This is a genomic window from Streptomyces sp. Y20 (assembly GCF_043195475.1).
GTDB lineage: Bacteria > Actinomycetota > Actinomycetes > Streptomycetales > Streptomycetaceae > Streptomyces.
Window position 1 is genome coordinate 34,706 of the sequence record NZ_JBIDDP010000018.1, and the last position, 15,631, is coordinate 50,336.

At 74.4% G+C, this 15,631-nt stretch carries 16 protein-coding genes, 1 tRNA gene and 1 pseudogene; 8 read left to right on the plus strand and 10 right to left on the minus strand.

What is annotated here, in order from left to right:
- Window positions 1-78 precede the first annotated feature (78 nt).
- The 3 genes from ACGFT1_RS32500 to ACGFT1_RS32510 all read left to right on the plus strand — a co-directional run bounded on the left by ACGFT1_RS32500 (window position 79) and on the right by ACGFT1_RS32510 (window position 2,654).
- Complete coding sequence (locus ACGFT1_RS32500) at window positions 79-888, plus strand: lysophospholipase (RefSeq protein WP_373912567.1); 810 nt, start codon at window positions 79-81, stop codon at window positions 886-888.
- Between the two features lie 84 nt (window positions 889-972).
- Window positions 973-1,464 carry a DNA starvation/stationary phase protection protein gene (locus ACGFT1_RS32505; RefSeq protein ID WP_373912568.1) on the plus strand — a complete coding sequence of 164 codons (492 nt, stop codon included), beginning with the start codon at window positions 973-975 and terminating at the stop codon, window positions 1,462-1,464.
- A gap of 395 nt (window positions 1,465-1,859) precedes the next feature.
- Window positions 1,860-2,654, plus strand: coding sequence for an SAM-dependent methyltransferase (locus tag ACGFT1_RS32510; RefSeq protein WP_373912569.1), 795 nt, complete (start codon window positions 1,860-1,862; stop codon window positions 2,652-2,654).
- A 64-nt stretch (window positions 2,655-2,718) separates the two neighbouring features.
- On the opposite strand, the gene ACGFT1_RS32515 is transcribed toward ACGFT1_RS32510, so the two are convergent.
- Window positions 2,719-3,573 (minus strand): Cof-type HAD-IIB family hydrolase, encoded by an 855-nt coding sequence (locus tag ACGFT1_RS32515; protein WP_373912570.1) that lies wholly within the window; start codon window positions 3,571-3,573, stop codon window positions 2,719-2,721.
- Window positions 3,574-3,972: 399 nt separating this feature from the next.
- Between ACGFT1_RS32515 and ACGFT1_RS32520 the strand changes: the two genes are divergently transcribed.
- The 3 genes from ACGFT1_RS32520 to ACGFT1_RS32530 are packed head-to-tail and all read left to right on the plus strand — an operon-like array spanning window position 3,973 to window position 7,098.
- A complete protein-coding gene (locus ACGFT1_RS32520) occupies window positions 3,973-5,376 on the plus strand; it encodes a glutamine synthetase family protein (protein ID WP_373912571.1) in 1,404 nt (467 codons plus the stop codon).
- 2 nt (window positions 5,377-5,378) lie between these two features.
- Window positions 5,379-6,554 (plus strand): amidohydrolase family protein, encoded by a 1,176-nt coding sequence (locus ACGFT1_RS32525; RefSeq protein WP_373912572.1) that lies wholly within the window; start codon window positions 5,379-5,381, stop codon window positions 6,552-6,554.
- 16 nt (window positions 6,555-6,570) lie between these two features.
- Window positions 6,571-7,098, plus strand: coding sequence for an NUDIX hydrolase family protein (locus ACGFT1_RS32530; RefSeq protein ID WP_361996230.1), 528 nt, complete (start codon window positions 6,571-6,573; stop codon window positions 7,096-7,098).
- 41 nt (window positions 7,099-7,139) lie between these two features.
- On the opposite strand, the gene ACGFT1_RS32535 is transcribed toward ACGFT1_RS32530, so the two are convergent.
- From ACGFT1_RS32535 to ACGFT1_RS32550, 4 genes are all read right to left on the minus strand, one after another.
- Window positions 7,140-7,598: a winged helix-turn-helix transcriptional regulator gene (locus ACGFT1_RS32535; RefSeq protein ID WP_373912573.1), complete on the minus strand. Its 459-nt coding sequence runs from the start codon at window positions 7,596-7,598 to the stop codon at window positions 7,140-7,142.
- 163 nt (window positions 7,599-7,761) lie between these two features.
- The gene (locus ACGFT1_RS32540; protein WP_373912649.1) at window positions 7,762-8,973 is read right to left on the minus strand and encodes an MFS transporter; all 1,212 of its coding nucleotides are present in this window, start codon (window positions 8,971-8,973) and stop codon (window positions 7,762-7,764) included.
- A 276-nt stretch (window positions 8,974-9,249) separates the two neighbouring features.
- Window positions 9,250-9,873, minus strand: coding sequence for a ScbR family autoregulator-binding transcription factor (locus ACGFT1_RS32545; protein WP_373912574.1), 624 nt, complete (start codon window positions 9,871-9,873; stop codon window positions 9,250-9,252).
- A 168-nt stretch (window positions 9,874-10,041) separates the two neighbouring features.
- A tRNA-Pro gene (locus ACGFT1_RS32550) sits at window positions 10,042-10,115 on the minus strand.
- Between the two features lie 125 nt (window positions 10,116-10,240).
- On the opposite strand from ACGFT1_RS32550, the gene ACGFT1_RS32555 reads away from it, so the two are divergent.
- Window positions 10,241-10,948 carry a transketolase gene (locus ACGFT1_RS32555; protein ID WP_373912575.1) on the plus strand — a complete coding sequence of 236 codons (708 nt, stop codon included), beginning with the start codon at window positions 10,241-10,243 and terminating at the stop codon, window positions 10,946-10,948.
- A 41-nt stretch (window positions 10,949-10,989) separates the two neighbouring features.
- Window positions 10,990-11,919: a transketolase family protein gene (locus ACGFT1_RS32560; RefSeq protein WP_373912576.1), complete on the plus strand. Its 930-nt coding sequence runs from the start codon at window positions 10,990-10,992 to the stop codon at window positions 11,917-11,919.
- Between the two features lie 41 nt (window positions 11,920-11,960).
- Here ACGFT1_RS32560 and ACGFT1_RS32565 read toward each other — a convergent pair whose 3' ends face one another.
- The 5 genes and pseudogenes from ACGFT1_RS32565 to ACGFT1_RS32585 all read right to left on the minus strand — a co-directional run bounded on the left by ACGFT1_RS32565 (window position 11,961) and on the right by ACGFT1_RS32585 (window position 15,619).
- The gene (locus ACGFT1_RS32565) at window positions 11,961-13,250 is read right to left on the minus strand and encodes an MFS transporter (RefSeq protein ID WP_373912577.1); all 1,290 of its coding nucleotides are present in this window, start codon (window positions 13,248-13,250) and stop codon (window positions 11,961-11,963) included.
- A 206-nt stretch (window positions 13,251-13,456) separates the two neighbouring features.
- On the minus strand, window positions 13,457-13,840 hold the full coding sequence (locus ACGFT1_RS32570) for an MmcQ/YjbR family DNA-binding protein (protein WP_373912578.1): 384 nt from the start codon (window positions 13,838-13,840) through the stop codon (window positions 13,457-13,459).
- A 30-nt stretch (window positions 13,841-13,870) separates the two neighbouring features.
- Window positions 13,871-14,392, minus strand: a complete 522-nt coding sequence (locus tag ACGFT1_RS32575) for a GNAT family N-acetyltransferase (protein ID WP_373912579.1) — start codon at window positions 14,390-14,392, stop codon at window positions 13,871-13,873.
- Window positions 14,389-14,674, minus strand: a pseudogene (locus ACGFT1_RS32580) (cupin domain-containing protein); the annotation flags it as partial. The pseudogene ACGFT1_RS32580 and the gene ACGFT1_RS32575, both read right to left, overlap by 4 nt.
- A 42-nt stretch (window positions 14,675-14,716) precedes the next feature.
- A complete protein-coding gene (locus tag ACGFT1_RS32585; RefSeq protein ID WP_373912580.1) occupies window positions 14,717-15,619 on the minus strand; it encodes a LysR family transcriptional regulator in 903 nt (300 codons plus the stop codon).
- Between the last annotated feature and the right edge of the window lie 12 nt (window positions 15,620-15,631).

Consider the following 15,631-nt stretch of genomic DNA (forward strand, 5'->3'; position numbering starts at 1 on the left):
GCTAGTTTTCGACTATAGACCGGCGACCGCCCCACTGGGAAGATTCCCCCGGCCGTCACCGAGCCCACTGGAGGAGACATGCCCCACGTCCGCGAGCACCTGCTCGACGGCACGCACGGATCTCTCGCCGTGCACGAGTGGCCGCATCCGGCACCCCGCCTCCTCGTCCTCCTGGCGCACGGCTACGGCGAGCACGCGGGCCGATACACGGAACTCGCCGCCGTGCTCACCGGGCACGGCGCCGCCGTGTACGCACCCGACCACGCCGGCCACGGCAGGTCGGCCGGCGAGCGGGTGCTGATCGAGGACTTCGAGGACGTGGTCACGGACGTGCACCGGGCGGCGGAGCTGGCCCGGGCCGCCCACCGCGGTCTGCCGCTGGTCCTGGTCGGTCACTCCATGGGGGGTCTCGTCGCGGCCCGGTACGCCCAGCGGTACGGCGACGGGCTGAGCGCGCTGGTCCTGTCCGGGCCCGTGATCGGCGCCTGGGAGCTGCCGGGGCGGCTGCTGGCCCTGGACGAGATCCCGGACCTGCCGATCAGCCCGTCCGCGCTCTCCCGGGACCCGGCGGTGGGCGCCGCCTACGCGGCCGATCCACTGGTCTGGCACGGGCCCATGAAGCGGCCGACGCTGGAGGCGTTCGCCCGGACCCTGGAGACCGTCGACCGGGGCGGTGACGTCGGGCGGCTGCCGCTGCTGTGGCTGCACGGGGACGACGACCGGCTGGTGCCGCTGTCCGGCAGCCGGCCCGGGGTGCGGCGCCTGAGCGGCGGCCGGCTGACCGAGCGGATCTTCGCCGGAGCACGCCACGAGGTGTTCCAGGAGACGTGCAAGGAGGCGGTCCACGCGGAGATGCTGGCCTTCCTGGACCGGGTGCTGCCTCGCTGATCAGGCCGTTTGCCCCCTGGTGAGCCGGGGCACCCGCCTTTTCGGACGCGACCCGGAATGCTGACGAAAGGGGACCGACCCACCATGACCGTGGTCAAGAGCACGCTGCCCGGTGAGGCGCTCGGCGTCGTCGGCGCCGCCCTCCAGGACACCCTGGTCGACCTGCTCGGACTGTCACTGATCGGGAAGCAGGCGCACTGGAACATCGTGGGCCCGCGCTTCCGGTCGATCCACCTCCAGCTGGACGAGGTGGTCACCACCGCCCGCGAACACTCGGACACGGTCGCCGAACGGGCCGCCGCGCTGGGCGTGCCGCCGGACGGCCGGCCGGAGACCATCGCCGCGGCCTTCACGCTGCCCGGTACCAAGGACGGCTGGCTGCGCGACACAGAGGTCGTGGAGCTGATGGTGGAATCGCTCGGGACGGCCGTCGACCGGCTGCGCGAGCGGATCGGGGCGACCGAGAAGGCCGACCCGGTCACCCAGGATCTGCTGATCACGGTCACGGCCGACCTGGAGAAGCAGCGCTGGATGTTCCAGGCCGAGAACCACACGTCCGAGCGGGCCTCCAGCTAGCACGTCCGGCCCACGGGACAAGAGGTGCACCAGGTCGTCGGCGGGGTCGACCTGACGGACCCGGGGAATGAGCCCGCACCCGGGACCACGCCGGCGGACACCCGCCGCCGGCACCCGCTGATGACGCTGGGCCGCGACCGGCTCGGCCCGTGGCGGCCAGCCGCCCGCGGGCAGCCGGACGGCACGGCGCCACACGGCGCCGGCCCGCCCGCCCGGGACACACCGGGAACCGGCCGGGAACGCCGAACCGCCCGTGCCGTCCGCCGTGTTGGTGCGGGCGGCATCCGCCGGGCAGGTGACCGGGGCCTGTCCGCGCGGTGCCGCGTGATCGTGTCAGACTGCTCCCCGCACGTCCCGGAACGACCACCGGGACCGGACGCGCGGAGGAGCAGCACGTGACGGGGACGGAGCCGGACAGCCGGCACATCGACACCACCCGGCCGCATCCGGCACGGGTGTACGACTGGTTCCTCGGCGGCAAGGACAACTATCCCGTCGACGAGGAACTGGCCCGCCGGATCACGGCGATCGACGGGGGCGCCCCCAAGGCCGCCCGCGCGAACCGGGCGTTCATGCGCCGGACCACCCGCGCGCTGGCCGAGGAGGCGGGGATCCGCCAGTTCCTGGACATCGGCACCGGCATACCGACCGAGCCGAACCTGCACCAGATCGCCCAGTCCGTCACCCCGGACGCCCGGGTGGTCTACGTCGACAACGACCCCATCGTGCTGGCCCACGCGCACGCGCTGCTGCGCGGCACCCCCGACGGCGTGACGGAGTACGTGCAGGCCGACGCCCGCGACCCGCACACCATCCTCGAACAGGCCGGCCGCGTGCTGGACTTCGACCGCCCGGTGGCCCTCTCCCTCATCGCGCTGCTGCACTTCATCGCCGACGAGGACGGCGCCCACGACCTGGTGGCCGCCCTGGTCGACGTGCTGGCGCCGGGCAGCTTCCTGGTGCTGTCGACCATGACCGCCGACTTCGACCCGGAGAACGTCCGCACGGGCATCGCGGCCTACGGGGCGGGCGGAGTGACGCTGGTCGCCCGCTCGCACGCCGAAGTGGGCGTCTTCTTCGAGGGGCTGGAACTGCTGGAGCCCGGGATCGTGTCCGTGGCGGAGTGGCGCCCTGAGGAGGAACCGCGCGAGCGGATCTCGCTGTACGGCGGGGTCGCGCGCAAGCCCTGACGCCCCGGCGCGCCGCCCGGCCCGGCGGCGCGCGCACGGGTGACGGCCGGGGCCGGGGGCCGGGCTACAGTCCGAGGACGCGGGCGATGGTGCGCGGTACGCCGTCGTCGTTGTTGGACGGGGCCAGGTGGCGGGCCCGGCGGATCACCTCGGGGTGGGCGCCCGCCATGGCGAAGGACCAGTCGGCGGCGTCGAGCATCTCCAGGTCGTTGAGGTAGTCGCCGAACACCATGGTCTGCGCGGGGCTGATGCCGAGCGCGCGCTGGAGGCCGCGCAGGGCCGTGCCCTTGCCGGCGCTGCGGTTCATGACGTCCACCCAGTGCTCGCCCGAGACGACGACCTGGTGCGTGGCGGCGAACCCGGCCAGGGCGGGGGCGGTGGTGTGCTCGGCGGGACCGAAGTCGAACAGCGCCACCTTGATCACGTCGTCGTCGACGGCGGTGACGTCGTCCACGATCCGGTGTTCGGCGTAATACGTGCGCACCTCGGAGAGGAACGCCTCGTCGGTCCGCTCGACGTAGGCCGCCCGCTTGCCGCAGACGACGGCGCCCACGTCCGCGCCGCCCGCGACCAGCCGCCGTACCGTCCGGGCGACCGCGGGGGCGACGGACCGGTCCAGCGGGTCGCTGCTCAGCTCCACGCCGTCGCGGACCACGTACGTGCCGTTCTCCGCGATGAACACCATGCCCTCGGCGACGTCCGCGAACTGCCGGGCCAGCGTCGCGTACTGACGGCCGCTGGCCGGGCTGAACAGCACGCCGCGGCGGCGCAGTTCGGCGAGCATCGGCCACAGTCCGGCGGGGATCCGCTTGGCGTCGTCCAGCAGCGTGCCGTCCATGTCGGTGACGATCAGCCGGATGTCGGCGGGGCCGGCGGGCAGGCGGGCGGTGTCGTACAGGGACGCGGGCGTGGCGGGCATGTCCTGCTCTCGGTCGGGGGCCGGGCTACCGGACCAGTGTTCCTCATGCCCGCCGCACGCCCGGAACCGGTGGGGCCCGGCTCGCACACGTGCCCGGAACCGCCCGGGGTGCCCGTTTCCCGGGCGCGGGCGGTCAGCGGGCGGCACAATGGCGGCGGAGCACCGCACAGGAGAAGGGCGGACACGTGAGCGAGGACCGGGCCCCGTCGGCCACCGCCCACGGACACGCCGGATCCGCCGCCCTCCCCGACGCCCCGGCACCGGCCCCGCCCGGCCTCGCGCCCGGCCCGCGGTGGTGCGCCGGGCCGACGCCGGCCGCACCGGTGCCGCGGTCCGGCCCGGCCGCCGTGCGACCCTGATGCCGGCCGCGTGCGCCGCCGGGGCCGCCGAGGAGGACGTATGACGACTTTCGCCGACCCCGTGCCCGGCGGCCGTCCCGAGGATCTGCGCCGGGTCGCCGCGCTCACCGCCGGCCTGGCCGCGCGGGGCGTGCACGGCATCGTGCTGGGTTACGTCGACACGGCCGGCGTCGGCCGGGTGAAGACGGTCCCGACGGCCCGGCTGGAGGCGGCCGTGTCCTGGGGCGTCGGCATGTCCCCGGTGTTCGACACGTTCCTCGCCGGTGACTCCGTGGTCACCACCGACGTCCTCGGCTCCCCCGACGGCGATCTGCGGCTCTACCCGGACCTGGACGCGCTGGTGGTGCTGGCCGGTCAGCCCGGCTGGGCGTGGGCGCCGGTGGACCGGATCACCCAGGAGGGGACCCGGCACCCCGGCTGCACCCGGACCTTCCTGCGCCGGGTCGTCACCGACGCCGCCGAACGGCACGGCCTCGCCTTCAAGGCGGCGATCGAGATCGAGTGGTCGGTGGGCGCCGGCTCGGCGCCCACCGGGGAGTTCGTGCCGGCGGTCCGCGGACCGGCGTACGGCGCGATCCGGCAGGTGGAGCTGAGCGACTACACCGCCGATCTGCTGGCCGCGTGCGCCGCGCAGGACGTGGCCGTCGACCAGCTGCATCCCGAGTACGCGGCCGGCCAGTTCGAGATCTCGGTGGGCGCGCAGGACCCGGTGGCCGCGGCCGACCGCAGCGTGCTGGTCCGCCAGACCATCCGGGCGGTGGCCCAGCGGCACGGCCTCAGGGTGTCGTTCGCGCCCGCGGTGACCGGCGACGGCGTCGGCAACGGCGGCCATCTGCACCTGTCCTGCTGGCGCGACGGGGTGAACCTGCACGCGGGCGGTGACCGCCGGTACGGCATGACGGCCGAGGCGGAGGCCTTCGCCGCCGGGGTGCTCGCCCGCCTCCCCGCGCTGACGGCGGTCACCGCGCCGAGCCCGGCCAGCTATCTGCGGCTCAGACCCTCCCAGTGGGCGGGGGTGTTCACCGCCTGGGGCCGCGAGACCCGCGAGGCCGCGCTGCGGGTGGTCACGGGGACGGCGGGCCACCACGCCCAGGACGCCAACCTGGAGGTCAAACCGGTCGATCTGGCAGCCAATCCGTATCTGGCCCTCGGCTGCGTGATCGCCGCCGGCCTCGACGGCATGGCGGCGGACCGCGTCCTGCCCGAGGAGGTCACCGGCGACCCGGCCCGGTACGGCCCGCGGGAGGCGGCGGCCCTGGGCGTACGGCGGTTGCCGCGGTCGCTGCCGGAGGCCGCCGAGGCGTTCCGGGCGGACCCGGTGCTGCGGGCCGCGCTGGGCCCGGTCCTCGCGGACGCGGTGAGCGCCGTACGGCTCGGCGAGGCGGCGGCCGTCGACGGCCTCGACGACACCCAGGTGGCGGCGGCCTACCGCTGGAGGTACTGATCATGCCCGCATCGGGACCGGTCCACGAGGCCCTCGCCGCGCTGCCGCTGGTGGACCACCACTGCCACGGCGCGGTGACGGCCGATCTGGACGCCCGGGGCTTCGAGTCGCTGCTCACCGAGGGCGACGCCTGGCCCGGCGTCTCGTCCTTCGACAGCCCGGTCGGCGTGGCCGTGCGCCGCCACTGCGCGCCCCTGCTGGGCCTCCCCCGGCACGCGCCGCCCGCCGACTACGTGGCCCGGCGCGCGGAGCTGGGCTGGCGGGAGGTCAACCGGCGCTTCCTGACGGCGTCCGGGGCCGCGGTGTTCTGCGTGGACACCGGCTACGCCCCGCACCCGGTCACCAGCCCCGCCGAGCTGGCCGCGGCGGCCGGCGCCACCGCCTGCGAGGTCGTACGGCTGGAACAGCTCGCCGAATCGGTGGCCGCGCGGGGCGTGGCGGCCGGGGAGTACGCGGCCGTCCTGCGCGCGAGCGCCGAGGAGGCCGTGCGCCGGCCGGGTGTGGTGGCGGTGAAGTCCATCGCCGCGTACCGCACCGGCTTCGCCCTGGACCCGGAGCGCCCGGCGGACGCCGAGGTCGCGCGGGCGGCCGGGCACTGGCTGGCGGCCGGCGGCCGGCTCACCGACCCGGTGCTGGTCCGGCACCTGCTGTGGACCGCCGTCGACCTGGGGCTGCCGCTCCAGCTGCACACCGGTTTCGGTGACGCGGACGTACGGCTGCACCGGGCCGACCCCGCGCTGCTCGCCGACTGGCTGCACCTGACCGCCGGCACGATCCCGGTGCTGCTGCTGCACTGCTGGCCGTACCAGCGCCAAGCCGCGTGGCTGGCCGCGGTGTTCGAGCACGTGTACCTGGACGTCGGCCTCGCCCTGCACCACACCGGCCCGGCCCGCTGCCGGGCCGTGCTGGAGGAGGCGCTGGAGATCACCCCGTTCCGCAAGCTCCTGTACAGCTCGGACGCCTACGGTGTGGCCGAGTTCCACCACCTGGGCGCCCTGTGTTTCCGGCAGGGGCTCGCCGGTCTCCTCCAGGACCGGGTGGACGCCGACGAGCTGAGCCCGGCCGACGCCCTGCGCATCGCGGACTGGACGGGACGCGACAACGCCCGCCGCCTGTACGGACCTCCCGTATCCGAACCGGCCCGCGAACCCCGCGGGCGCCCCACCCGGAAAGTATGATCAAGCAATGTCTGACATGACCGAAACCACGCCCGGCTGGCTCACCACGGACGAGCTGGAGATGGCCCGGGCCCGGATGCCGATCCTGTACGTCGAGGCCGTGCCCGTGCGCGTGGACGACAGCGGTGAAGTCACCAGCATCGGGCTGCTGCTGCGCATCGGCCCGGACGGAACGGTCAGCCGGGCCCTGGTCTCCGGGCGCGTCCTGCACCACGAGCGGGTGCGCGACGCGCTGTTGCGCCACCTGGAGAAGGACCTCGGCCCGGTGGCCCTCCCCCGCGTCCCGGCCTCGCTCCAGCCCTTCACCGTCGCCGAGTACTTCCCGACGGCCGGCATGACCCCGTACCACGACCCGCGCCAGCACGCGGTCTCCCTGGCCTACGTCGTTCCGGTGACCGGCGACTGCCGGCCCCGCCAGGACGCGCTGGACCTCGTCTGGTTCAGCCCCCAGGAGGCCGCCTCGCCGGCGGTGCAGAACGAGATGCCGGGCGGGCACGGGGCACTGCTGAAGCAGGCCCTCGCCCATGTGGGTGTCGTGTCCTGAAACGACCGGAGGGCGGCTTCGGATCGCCTCCGAGGCCGCCGCTACCGGGCCTTGCGCACATGGGTGGTCTCGCTGTCGAGCAGGGTGCCGCCGGCGCCGGCCGGCGCGAGCTCCGGCACCGGGGTGCCGTGCTGGTCGACCAGCACGGAGTGGGTCTCACCGGGGGCGAAGGCGTGGCGTTCGCCCCACTGCCGCAGGGCGAGGATGACGGGGAAGAGGTCGCGGCCGGTGTCGGTGAGCACGTACTCCCGGCGGCGGCCCGATGGCGCGGTGCGCTGGACGAGGAGCCCGTGCGCGGTCAGCTTGCGGAGCCGGTCGGTGAGGATGTTGCGCGCGATGCCGGTGCGTCGCTGGAACTCGGTGAAAGAGCGGGCCCCGTCCATCGCGTCGCGGATGACGAGAAGACTCCACCTGTCGCCGACCAGGTCCAGCGTCCGGGCGACGGGACAGTCCGGGTCGGTCCAGCCGGGGTTCGCGGCGCGCGTGGTGTCGTTCGCCATGACATCTCCCGGTGAGTTGCGTATCGAAACCATTATGCCGTAAGAGCCCCCCGGACCGTGTGCCGTACGGGTACGAGGACGAGTGACCGGGAGGAGAGCCCGCCCCCGTGCTGCCGGCGGCCGGGGAGCGCTCGGAACACGCGTCCGGCTCGGTCACCCCCCTTCATACCTCCTGCCGGTCGTGCCGCGTGCCAGCCGCCTCGGATCCGGGGGTCGATCCGTCGACGGGCGATCGCCTGTCCATCGCCCAGGCAGCCAGTGCGCAGACCGCGAACCCGGCTCCCAGGAGACTGGAACCCGCCCAGCCGTGGGCGCTGAAGACGGCCGTGGTCGCGGCCGCGCCGAGGGCGGAGCCGAGCGAGTAGAAGACCATGTAGCCGCCGACGACACCGCTGATCCGATCCGGATGCGCGGTGGTGAGCAGGTGCTGGTTGCTCACATGGACGACCTGGACCGCGAAGTCGAGAAGCACGATCCCGGCGACGAGGAGCCACAGCGACGAGGGGAGCCGTGCGATCGCCGCCCACGAGACGATCAGCAGGCTGAGCGCGAGACCGCTGGCCGGGACCGCCCGTCCCGCGTCCGCCCACCGTCCCGCACGTGCCGCACCGAGCGCGCCGGCGAGTCCGGCGACGCCGAACAGTCCGATCCGGCCCTCGCCCAGCCGCCACGGCGCGGCCCCCAGCGGCAGGGACAGTCCGCTCCACAGCGTTCCGAACGAGGCGAACAGGAAGAACGCGACGAGCCCGCGCGTCAGGAAGACGCGCTGCCCGAGCAGTCCGCCGATCGAGGCGACGGCCCGCCTGTACCCCGTGGGCCGGCCGGGGCGCTCCTCCGGCGGCAGTACGACGAGGACGAGGGCGGCCAGCCCGAGTGCGAGCACCGCGAGCACGGCATAGACGCTCCGCCAGCCCCACACCTCGGCGAGCACGCCGGTGGCGACCCGCGCGCCCAGGATGCCGACGACGACGCCCGAGGTCACGACGCCGATGCTCCGTCCGCGTTCGGCGGGCGGCGAGACCGACGCGGCGTAGGCCACCGCGATCTGCACCACCACCGCGAACAGCCCGGCCGTCGCGAGCCCCGCGAACGCCACCCACGCGGCCGGCGCCGACGCCGTCAGGAGCAGGCCCGCCGCGGTGACCGCCAGGTGCACGGCGATGAGGCGGCGCCGGTCGGCCACGTCGCCGAGCGGGACCAGCAGCACCAGCCCCGCCAGGTAGCCGAACTGGCCGCTGGCGACGATCCATCCGGCGAGCCCCGGCGGCAGACCGAGGTCGTGTCCCATCGGCTCCAGGATCGGCTGCGCGGCATAGATGGCCGCCACCGCGACAGCGCAGACCACCGCGAGCAGCAACCGCCGCCAGGCGTCCATCGCACCCACACCCCAATCAGTAGCAGAACGCAACTGTTCTGACGGTATGCCACGACGGTTTCAATCCGCAACCGATTGAGAGGTGGCCGTCCGGCGACTCCCTCGCGGGGCCACGCCGTATTGCGCCCTGCCCCCGCGTAGACAGACATAAATAGCGTTCTTTATGCTTGGGGCAGCCTCGTCGCCGGGTGATTCCCCCGTCGCCGGCGGCGAGGCTGCGCAGCGCCCGTGGTGCACGACGAGCGACGCGACCCCGGGCGGACCGGCCGCCGCGGGTCAGGAGGCGGTGACGCGCTCGGAGTCGACCTGGATCCCGTCGGCCACCGACTCGGGGGCGACGCCGGGCAGCAGCAGTTCCCACATGTCCTGGACGCGCTCCATGAGGTCGGCGCGCTGCGTGGCGAGCTGCGAGTAGACCTGCATGCCGGTGCAGGCGCCGACGAGGAAACGGGCCAGCCGGTCGGGGCTGACGGCCGCACGGAGTTCCCCGCCGGCTCGCGCCACGTCGAGGTGGCCCCGCAGGAGCGTCCGCCACTGCTCGAAGGGGGAGGCGTCGTTCATGCCGTGGCTGCCCTGTTCGACGGTGAGGCGGACTCCCGCGCGCAGAACGGGGTCGCGCTTCATGCGGTCCGCCCACACCAAGGTGACGTCCACCACGCGCTGCAACCCGGTCGACTCCAGGTGAGGCTCTATCGTCGTCGGCTGGGCGTTCATCAGCGCTTCGGCCAGGCCCTGCTTGGAGCCGAAGTGGAAGTAGAGCGCGCCGAGCGTGAGCCCCGCCCGTTCCACGACCTGGGTCACCGCCGCCTGCTCGTAACCCGTCTCGTCGAAGACCTCGGCCGCGGCCAGCAGGAGCCGTTGCCGCGTCCGCGCGGCTCGCTCCGCCTTGACACCCGGCACCCGGCACCGTCCCTCACGCACATAAATAACGCACTTTATGTTAGCGGCGCCGGGTCAGCGCTCCGCGCGTCGGAGCCCGCTCACGACGTTCCCGGCCGATGCCCGGAAACGATCGAGGGCCGGTTTCGGATTTCTCCGAAACCGGCCCTGACCTGCGACTCACACGAGTCGGGACGACAGGATTTGAACCTGCGACCCCTTGACCCCCAGTCAAGTGCGCTACCAAGCTGCGCCACGTCCCGATGCTGTTTGACCTGGGCTTTCCCCCGGCCGAACGCGCAGGGAAACAATACCGCACTCGGATCGGTGGTCGTGCGCCACTTTCCCTGTTGACCTCAAGTCCGCTTGAGGTCGCACGATCGTCCGTATGACGATCACAGCGAACGACAGCCGTACGCACGGATACGACGACCTGCCCCGTCTGATGGGGCTCATGACCGGCGACGAGAAGCACGGCCCGGCGGCCACCTCCACGCTCGACGTGCTCTGGGTGCTCTACGACCGCGTGCTGCGGGTCACTCCCGAGCGGCGGGACGACCCGGCCCGCGACCGGTTCCTGCTCAGCAAGGGGCACGGACCCATGGCGTACTACGCCGTACTGGCCGCGAAGGGGTTCGTGCCCGTCGCCTGGCTGCCCGGGTTCGGCTCGTACGACTCCCCGCTCGGGCACCACCCGGACCGGGTGCTGGTGCCGGGCGCCGAGATCGGCAGCGGGTCGCTGGGACACGGGTTGCCGATCGCCGTGGGCACCGCACTGGGTCTGCGGGCCCAGGGGTCGGCCGGTCCGGCGGTCTGGGTGCTGATCGGGGACGCGGAGCTGGACGAGGGCAGCAACCACGAGGCGATCGCCTTCGCCGGGCCCGCCGCACTGGACCGGCTGCACACCGTGGTCATCGACAACTCCTCCGCCAGCCATGCGCGGCCCGGCGGGATCGCCACCCGGTTCGAGGCCGCGGGCTGGTCCGCGGTGACCGTCGACGGACGTGACCACGAGGCGCTGTACGCCGCGTTCACCGCACCGCATCCCGGCCGGCCGCACGTGGTCGTGGCCCGTGTCGAACCGAAGAACGCCTGACTCCCGCCGCTCCCCCTGCCCCGTCAAGGAAAGGTTCTCTGATGGACACCATGCGTGACCGATTCGCGCCCGTCGTCTCCCGGCTGCTGGACGAGGACCCGCGGGTCGCCGTCGTCCTCGCCGAGGTCGGTGCCGACGGCTTCCGGGAGACCATGCGCCGCCACCCCGACCGGGTGATCAACGTCGGCATCCGCGAACAGCTGCTGATCGGAACGGCGGCAGGCCTGGCGCTCACCGGGCTGCGGCCCGTCGTGCACACCTTCGCCAGCTTCCTCGTGGAGCGGCCGTTCGAGCAGGTCAAGCTCGATCTGGGCCACCAGGACGCGGGGGCGGTGCTGGTGAGTGCCGCCGCCTCGTTCGACTGGCCGGCCGGTGGCTTCACCCACATGGCGCCGGGCGACGTGGCCCTCCTCGACACACTGGACGGCTGGACCGTGCATGTCCCCGGGCATCCCGACGAGGCCGAGACGCTGTTGCGCCACGCGGTCGCCGCGGGCGACGACAAGGTGTACGTGCGGCTGTCCGTGCAGTCCAACGGGCAGGGGCGGGCCGTCGACGGGCGGCACTTGCGCCCGGTCCGCGAGGGCCGCTCCGGGGTGGTCCTCGCCGTCGGCCCGATGCTGGACGCCGTCCTCGCCGCCACCGAGGGCCTGGACGTGACCGTGCTCCACGCGACGACCGTACGGCCCTTCGACGCGGCCGGGCTGCGCCGGGCGACGGAGGCCGCCGGCACGGACGTCGTGCTGGTCGAGCCGTACCTCGCGGGGACGTCGACGGCCGCGGTGAGCGAGGCGCTGTCCGATGTCCCGCACCGGGTGCTCGGCCTCGGCGTGGGCCGCCGCGAGCTGCGCCGCTACGGCACGATCGAGGAACACGTGGCCGCCCACGGGCTCGACCCGGCGGCCCTGCGGCGGCGGATCGCCGGCTACCTGGGCGCCGGACGCACCACCGCCCGGGCCGGCGGCGTGTGACGACGCGCAGGGAAGCCGCGCGTGGGGCCCGGGCCGGCCTCTCAGCGGGCGGGGGTGTCCGCGTCGGCCCGGACCAGGTCGCGTATCGCCGGGACCGCGAGCAGGGCCGCCGCCACGACCAGGCTCACCGCGCCGGCGACCAGCAGGACGCGGCCGGCGCCCAGTGCCCCCGCCGCGGGGCCGGCGAGGGCCTGGCCGATGGGCATCATGGCGAGCGAACCGGCCACGTCGTAGGCGTGGATGCGGTTGAGGACGTCGGCAGGGACCTGGGTCTGCACGCTGGTCGCCCACATGACACTCCAGAACGACATCCCGGCACCGGCGAGCGCGGCCCCGGCCGCCATGGCCGGTACGCCGAGTCCCGCCCCGACGGCCGCCGGGAAGCCGAAGAAGGCGAACAGGGCGACGGCGCCCGCCCGGAGCATGCGGCGGGGCCGCAGCCGGAGGGCGATCAGGCCGCCGATCACCGTACCCCCGCCCAGGGCAGAGTTGACCAGGCCGTAGGCGCCCGGGCCGTGGTGCCCGACGACCTCCGTGGCCACCAGCGGGACGGCCGGACCCCAGACGGCGATCATGTAGAGGCCCCAGACGGCGATCACGCCCCACAACCACGTGCGGGCACGGAACTCCCGCCAGCCGTCGACGAGATCGGCCCGGAAGGCCCGCATGCCGGAGCCGGTGGCGGCGCGGACGCCCGCGGGCAGCGGGGGCAGCCGGAGCAGCAGCAGGCACAGGGCGCTGACCGTGTAGGTGGCGGCGTGCGCGGCGAAGACACCGCCGGGCGAGGCGAGACCGACCAGGACGCCGGCGGCGGCCGGGCCGGCGAGCTGGGCGGCGGACTCGGCGACACGGATCGCGCCGTTCGCGCCCTGGACGTCGGCGGCGAGCCGGGGCACCGTACTGGCCACGCCCGGCTGGAAGACTGCCCCGGCGATACCGTTGACGACCCCGATGGCGCAGATCTGCCACAGCACCACATGCCCGGTGAAGAACAGGCCCGCGGCGAGCGACTGGGTGCCGAGCCGGACCAGGTCGGCGCCGATCATCAGTTTCCGGGTGCTGAAGCGGTCGGCGATGACCCCGCCGAAGACGACCAGTCCGGCGAACGCGGCGGTCGTGGCGGCCATGGCGAGACCGACCGCGCCGGCGCCGTAGCCCTGCTCCAGCAGGCCGGTGGCGAGGGCCACGGGCAGCATGGTGTCGCCGAGGCGGGCGACGGCCCGGGCCACGAAGAACAGTGCGAAGTCCCGCGACCAGAGGGCCGGGCCGCCGGCCGCGGCGCCGCGCGCATCCCGTACGGCACTGCCGCGTCGTGCGCCGGTTCCCCTCACCCCAGGCCCCTCCCCGTCGTGGAGCCGGCCGGACGCCCGCCGTCCGGCCCGGGCGCAGCCGCTCCCCCGCGCTGTTTCCGCCTCGGACCCGCACCGCAGGCCGACCGCCGCCCCGCGCCGCACGCTCCCCCCGCGCCCCGGTGCCGCCCGGCCCCGACGCCGTCGCGCGGGATCCTGTCACGCCCCGGCCGCGCGCACCGGGATTTTCACTCCCCGGGCTCGCCGGGCTCCGAGGACCCCCCGGACAGGAGCAACTCGGGGTGGGTGTCCAGGAGTCGGGGCGGGGCGGCCTGGCGCCAGGAGTCGGCGAGGATGTCCCGCAGCTCCTCCTCGTCCTCCAGGGCGGCGAGTCTCGCTCTCACCCAGGCGAACTGCGCCTCGTGGCCGGCGACCCAGAACTTCTCCGGTTCGGCCAGCACCAGTTCCTCGCGCTCCTCCCTGGGGCAGCGCACGGCGATGGAGGTCTCTTCCTCGGGCAGGGTCGCGAACATCTTCCCCGCCACCCGGAAGGTGGGCATGTTCCAGGCGGTCTTCTCCGTGGTCTCCGGCAGGGACAGGGCAATGCGGCGTACGTCTTCTGCATCCGGCATGCCACGCACCGTAGCTCCTGCCACTGACAGTCACACCGGGAGCCGTTTGTAGTACAGCGTCGTCGGCCGCAGCCCGCCCGCCGGAGCCGCCGCGTAGTCGGGGATGATGCCGGCCACGGTCCAGCCTGCCGAGCGGTACAGCTCCTCGGCGGGACTGCCGGTCTCGGTGTCGAGGTGGAGCAGGGCGATCCCGCCGGCCGCGGCCGCGTCCTCGGCGGTGGCGAGCAGCCGGCGGCCCAGTCCCCGGCCGCGCGCGCAGCGGTGCACCATCAGCTTGACGAGTTCCGCGCGGTGCCGGCTGTTCGGCTTGCCGGGGAAGGCCAGGCCGACCGTACCGACCACCCGGTCCGCGGGGTCCACGGCCGCCCAGACGGCGACGTGGCCCGCCCGGACGGCGTCCGCCCGCTCCCGCCACCAGGCGACCGCCTCCGCGTGGCCGAACGGCGCGAGGAAGCCGACGGAGGCGCCGGAGGCCACGGTGTCGGTCAGCAGGGCCGCCAGGTCGTCGGCCCGTTCGCGGACGCGAGCCGCGTCCCACCGCTCCTGCCTCATGGCCGTACCACCGCCGGCACGTACGGCGCCGCGCCCGGACCGGCGCAGCGGGACCGGGTCGCTCCGCGGCCGCGCGTCCGCAGGCGGTCGCCCGCGCCGAGCTGGTGGACCCGGTCGCCGACGGTCACTTCCAGGGCCCCCTCCAGCAGCCGCACGTGCTGTTCGAGGCCGGGCACGGGCGGGCGGTCGTAGGCGATGTCCGCACCGGCGGAGAGGCCGGCCCCGGACCAGTGAGCCGCGCAGTCCGGGGTGCGGCGGTGACACGGAGCGGCGGACATGTCCGGGACGGTATCCCGCGGATGGGGCGGGCGGGTTACAAAATCCTCACGCCTGCGCGGCCTCGCCCAGGGCCTTGAGCACCGGGCGGATCAGCGGGTGCCCCTCGGCCCCGCGGCGTACGGCGGCGAAGACCCGGCGGGTCGGGGCGACGCCGTCGACGGGCCGGACCACCACGTCGGTGAGGTCCATGCCGCGCAGCGCGGAGCGCGGTACGAGGGCGACGCCGGCGTCGGCCGAGGCAAGGGCGACGACGGCACGGAAGTCGTCGGAGGAGTGCTCCAGGCGGGGCTGGAAACCGGCGCTCTCACAGGCCAGGACGACCACGTCGTGGCAGGGATTGCCGGGATACGGGCCGATCCACGGGTCTTTGGCCAGGTCGGCGAGGGGGACCTCGCGGGCGTCCGCCAGCCGGTGCCCCAGGGGGACGACCGCGTCGAACGGCTCGGCGTACAGCGGGACATGGGTCAGGCGGGGATCGCCGGCGGCCGGGGCGCCCCGGTACTCGACGGCGACCGCGACGTCGACCTGCCGGTCCAGGACCATGGGCAGACTCGCGTCGCCCTCCGCGTCCTGGACCCGGATCCGGATGCCGGGGGCCGAGGCCGCGAGGCGGGCCACCGCGGGAGCCACGACCTGGGCGATGCCGGTCGCGAACGCCGCCACGGTGACCGTGCCCGCCTCACCCGAACCGTAGGCGGCCAGCTCGGCCTCGGCCCGCTCCAGCTGGGCGAGGACCGCGTTGGTGTGGCTGAGCAGGATCTCACCGGCCGGGGTGAGCCGTACCCCTCTGGCGCCGCGCTCGACCAGCCGGTGGCCGGTCTCCTGCTCCAGCGCCGTCAGCTGCTGGGAGACGGCCGAGGGGGTGAGGTAGAGCGCGGCGGCCGCCGCCGTGACCGTGCGGTGGTCGGCCACCGCGCGGAGGATGTGGAGCCGCCGTGCCTCGATCATGCCCCCGATTAT

Bases quoted from the DNA above. Each gene is read 5' to 3' on its own strand.
- ACGFT1_RS32500 (WP_373912567.1), top strand. From the start codon at position 79: ATGCCCCACGTCCGCGAGCACCTGCTCGACGGCACGCACGGATCTCTC.
- ACGFT1_RS32505 (WP_373912568.1), top strand. From the start codon at position 973: ATGACCGTGGTCAAGAGCACGCTGCCCGGTGAGGCGCTCGGCGTCGTC.
- ACGFT1_RS32515 (WP_373912570.1), bottom strand. From the start codon at position 3,573: ATGCCCGCCACGCCCGCGTCCCTGTACGACACCGCCCGCCTGCCCGCC.
- ACGFT1_RS32520 (WP_373912571.1), top strand. From the start codon at position 3,973: ATGACGACTTTCGCCGACCCCGTGCCCGGCGGCCGTCCCGAGGATCTG.
- ACGFT1_RS32525 (WP_373912572.1), top strand. From the start codon at position 5,379: ATGCCCGCATCGGGACCGGTCCACGAGGCCCTCGCCGCGCTGCCGCTG.
- ACGFT1_RS32530 (WP_361996230.1), top strand. From the start codon at position 6,571: ATGACCGAAACCACGCCCGGCTGGCTCACCACGGACGAGCTGGAGATG.
- ACGFT1_RS32535 (WP_373912573.1), bottom strand. From the start codon at position 7,598: ATGGCGAACGACACCACGCGCGCCGCGAACCCCGGCTGGACCGACCCG.
- ACGFT1_RS32540 (WP_373912649.1), bottom strand. From the start codon at position 8,973: ATGGACGCCTGGCGGCGGTTGCTGCTCGCGGTGGTCTGCGCTGTCGCG.
- ACGFT1_RS32555 (WP_373912575.1), top strand. From the start codon at position 10,241: ATGACGATCACAGCGAACGACAGCCGTACGCACGGATACGACGACCTG.
- ACGFT1_RS32560 (WP_373912576.1), top strand. From the start codon at position 10,990: ATGGACACCATGCGTGACCGATTCGCGCCCGTCGTCTCCCGGCTGCTG.
- ACGFT1_RS32570 (WP_373912578.1), bottom strand. From the start codon at position 13,840: ATGCCGGATGCAGAAGACGTACGCCGCATTGCCCTGTCCCTGCCGGAG.
- ACGFT1_RS32575 (WP_373912579.1), bottom strand. From the start codon at position 14,392: ATGAGGCAGGAGCGGTGGGACGCGGCTCGCGTCCGCGAACGGGCCGAC.
- ACGFT1_RS32585 (WP_373912580.1), bottom strand. From the start codon at position 15,619: ATGATCGAGGCACGGCGGCTCCACATCCTCCGCGCGGTGGCCGACCAC.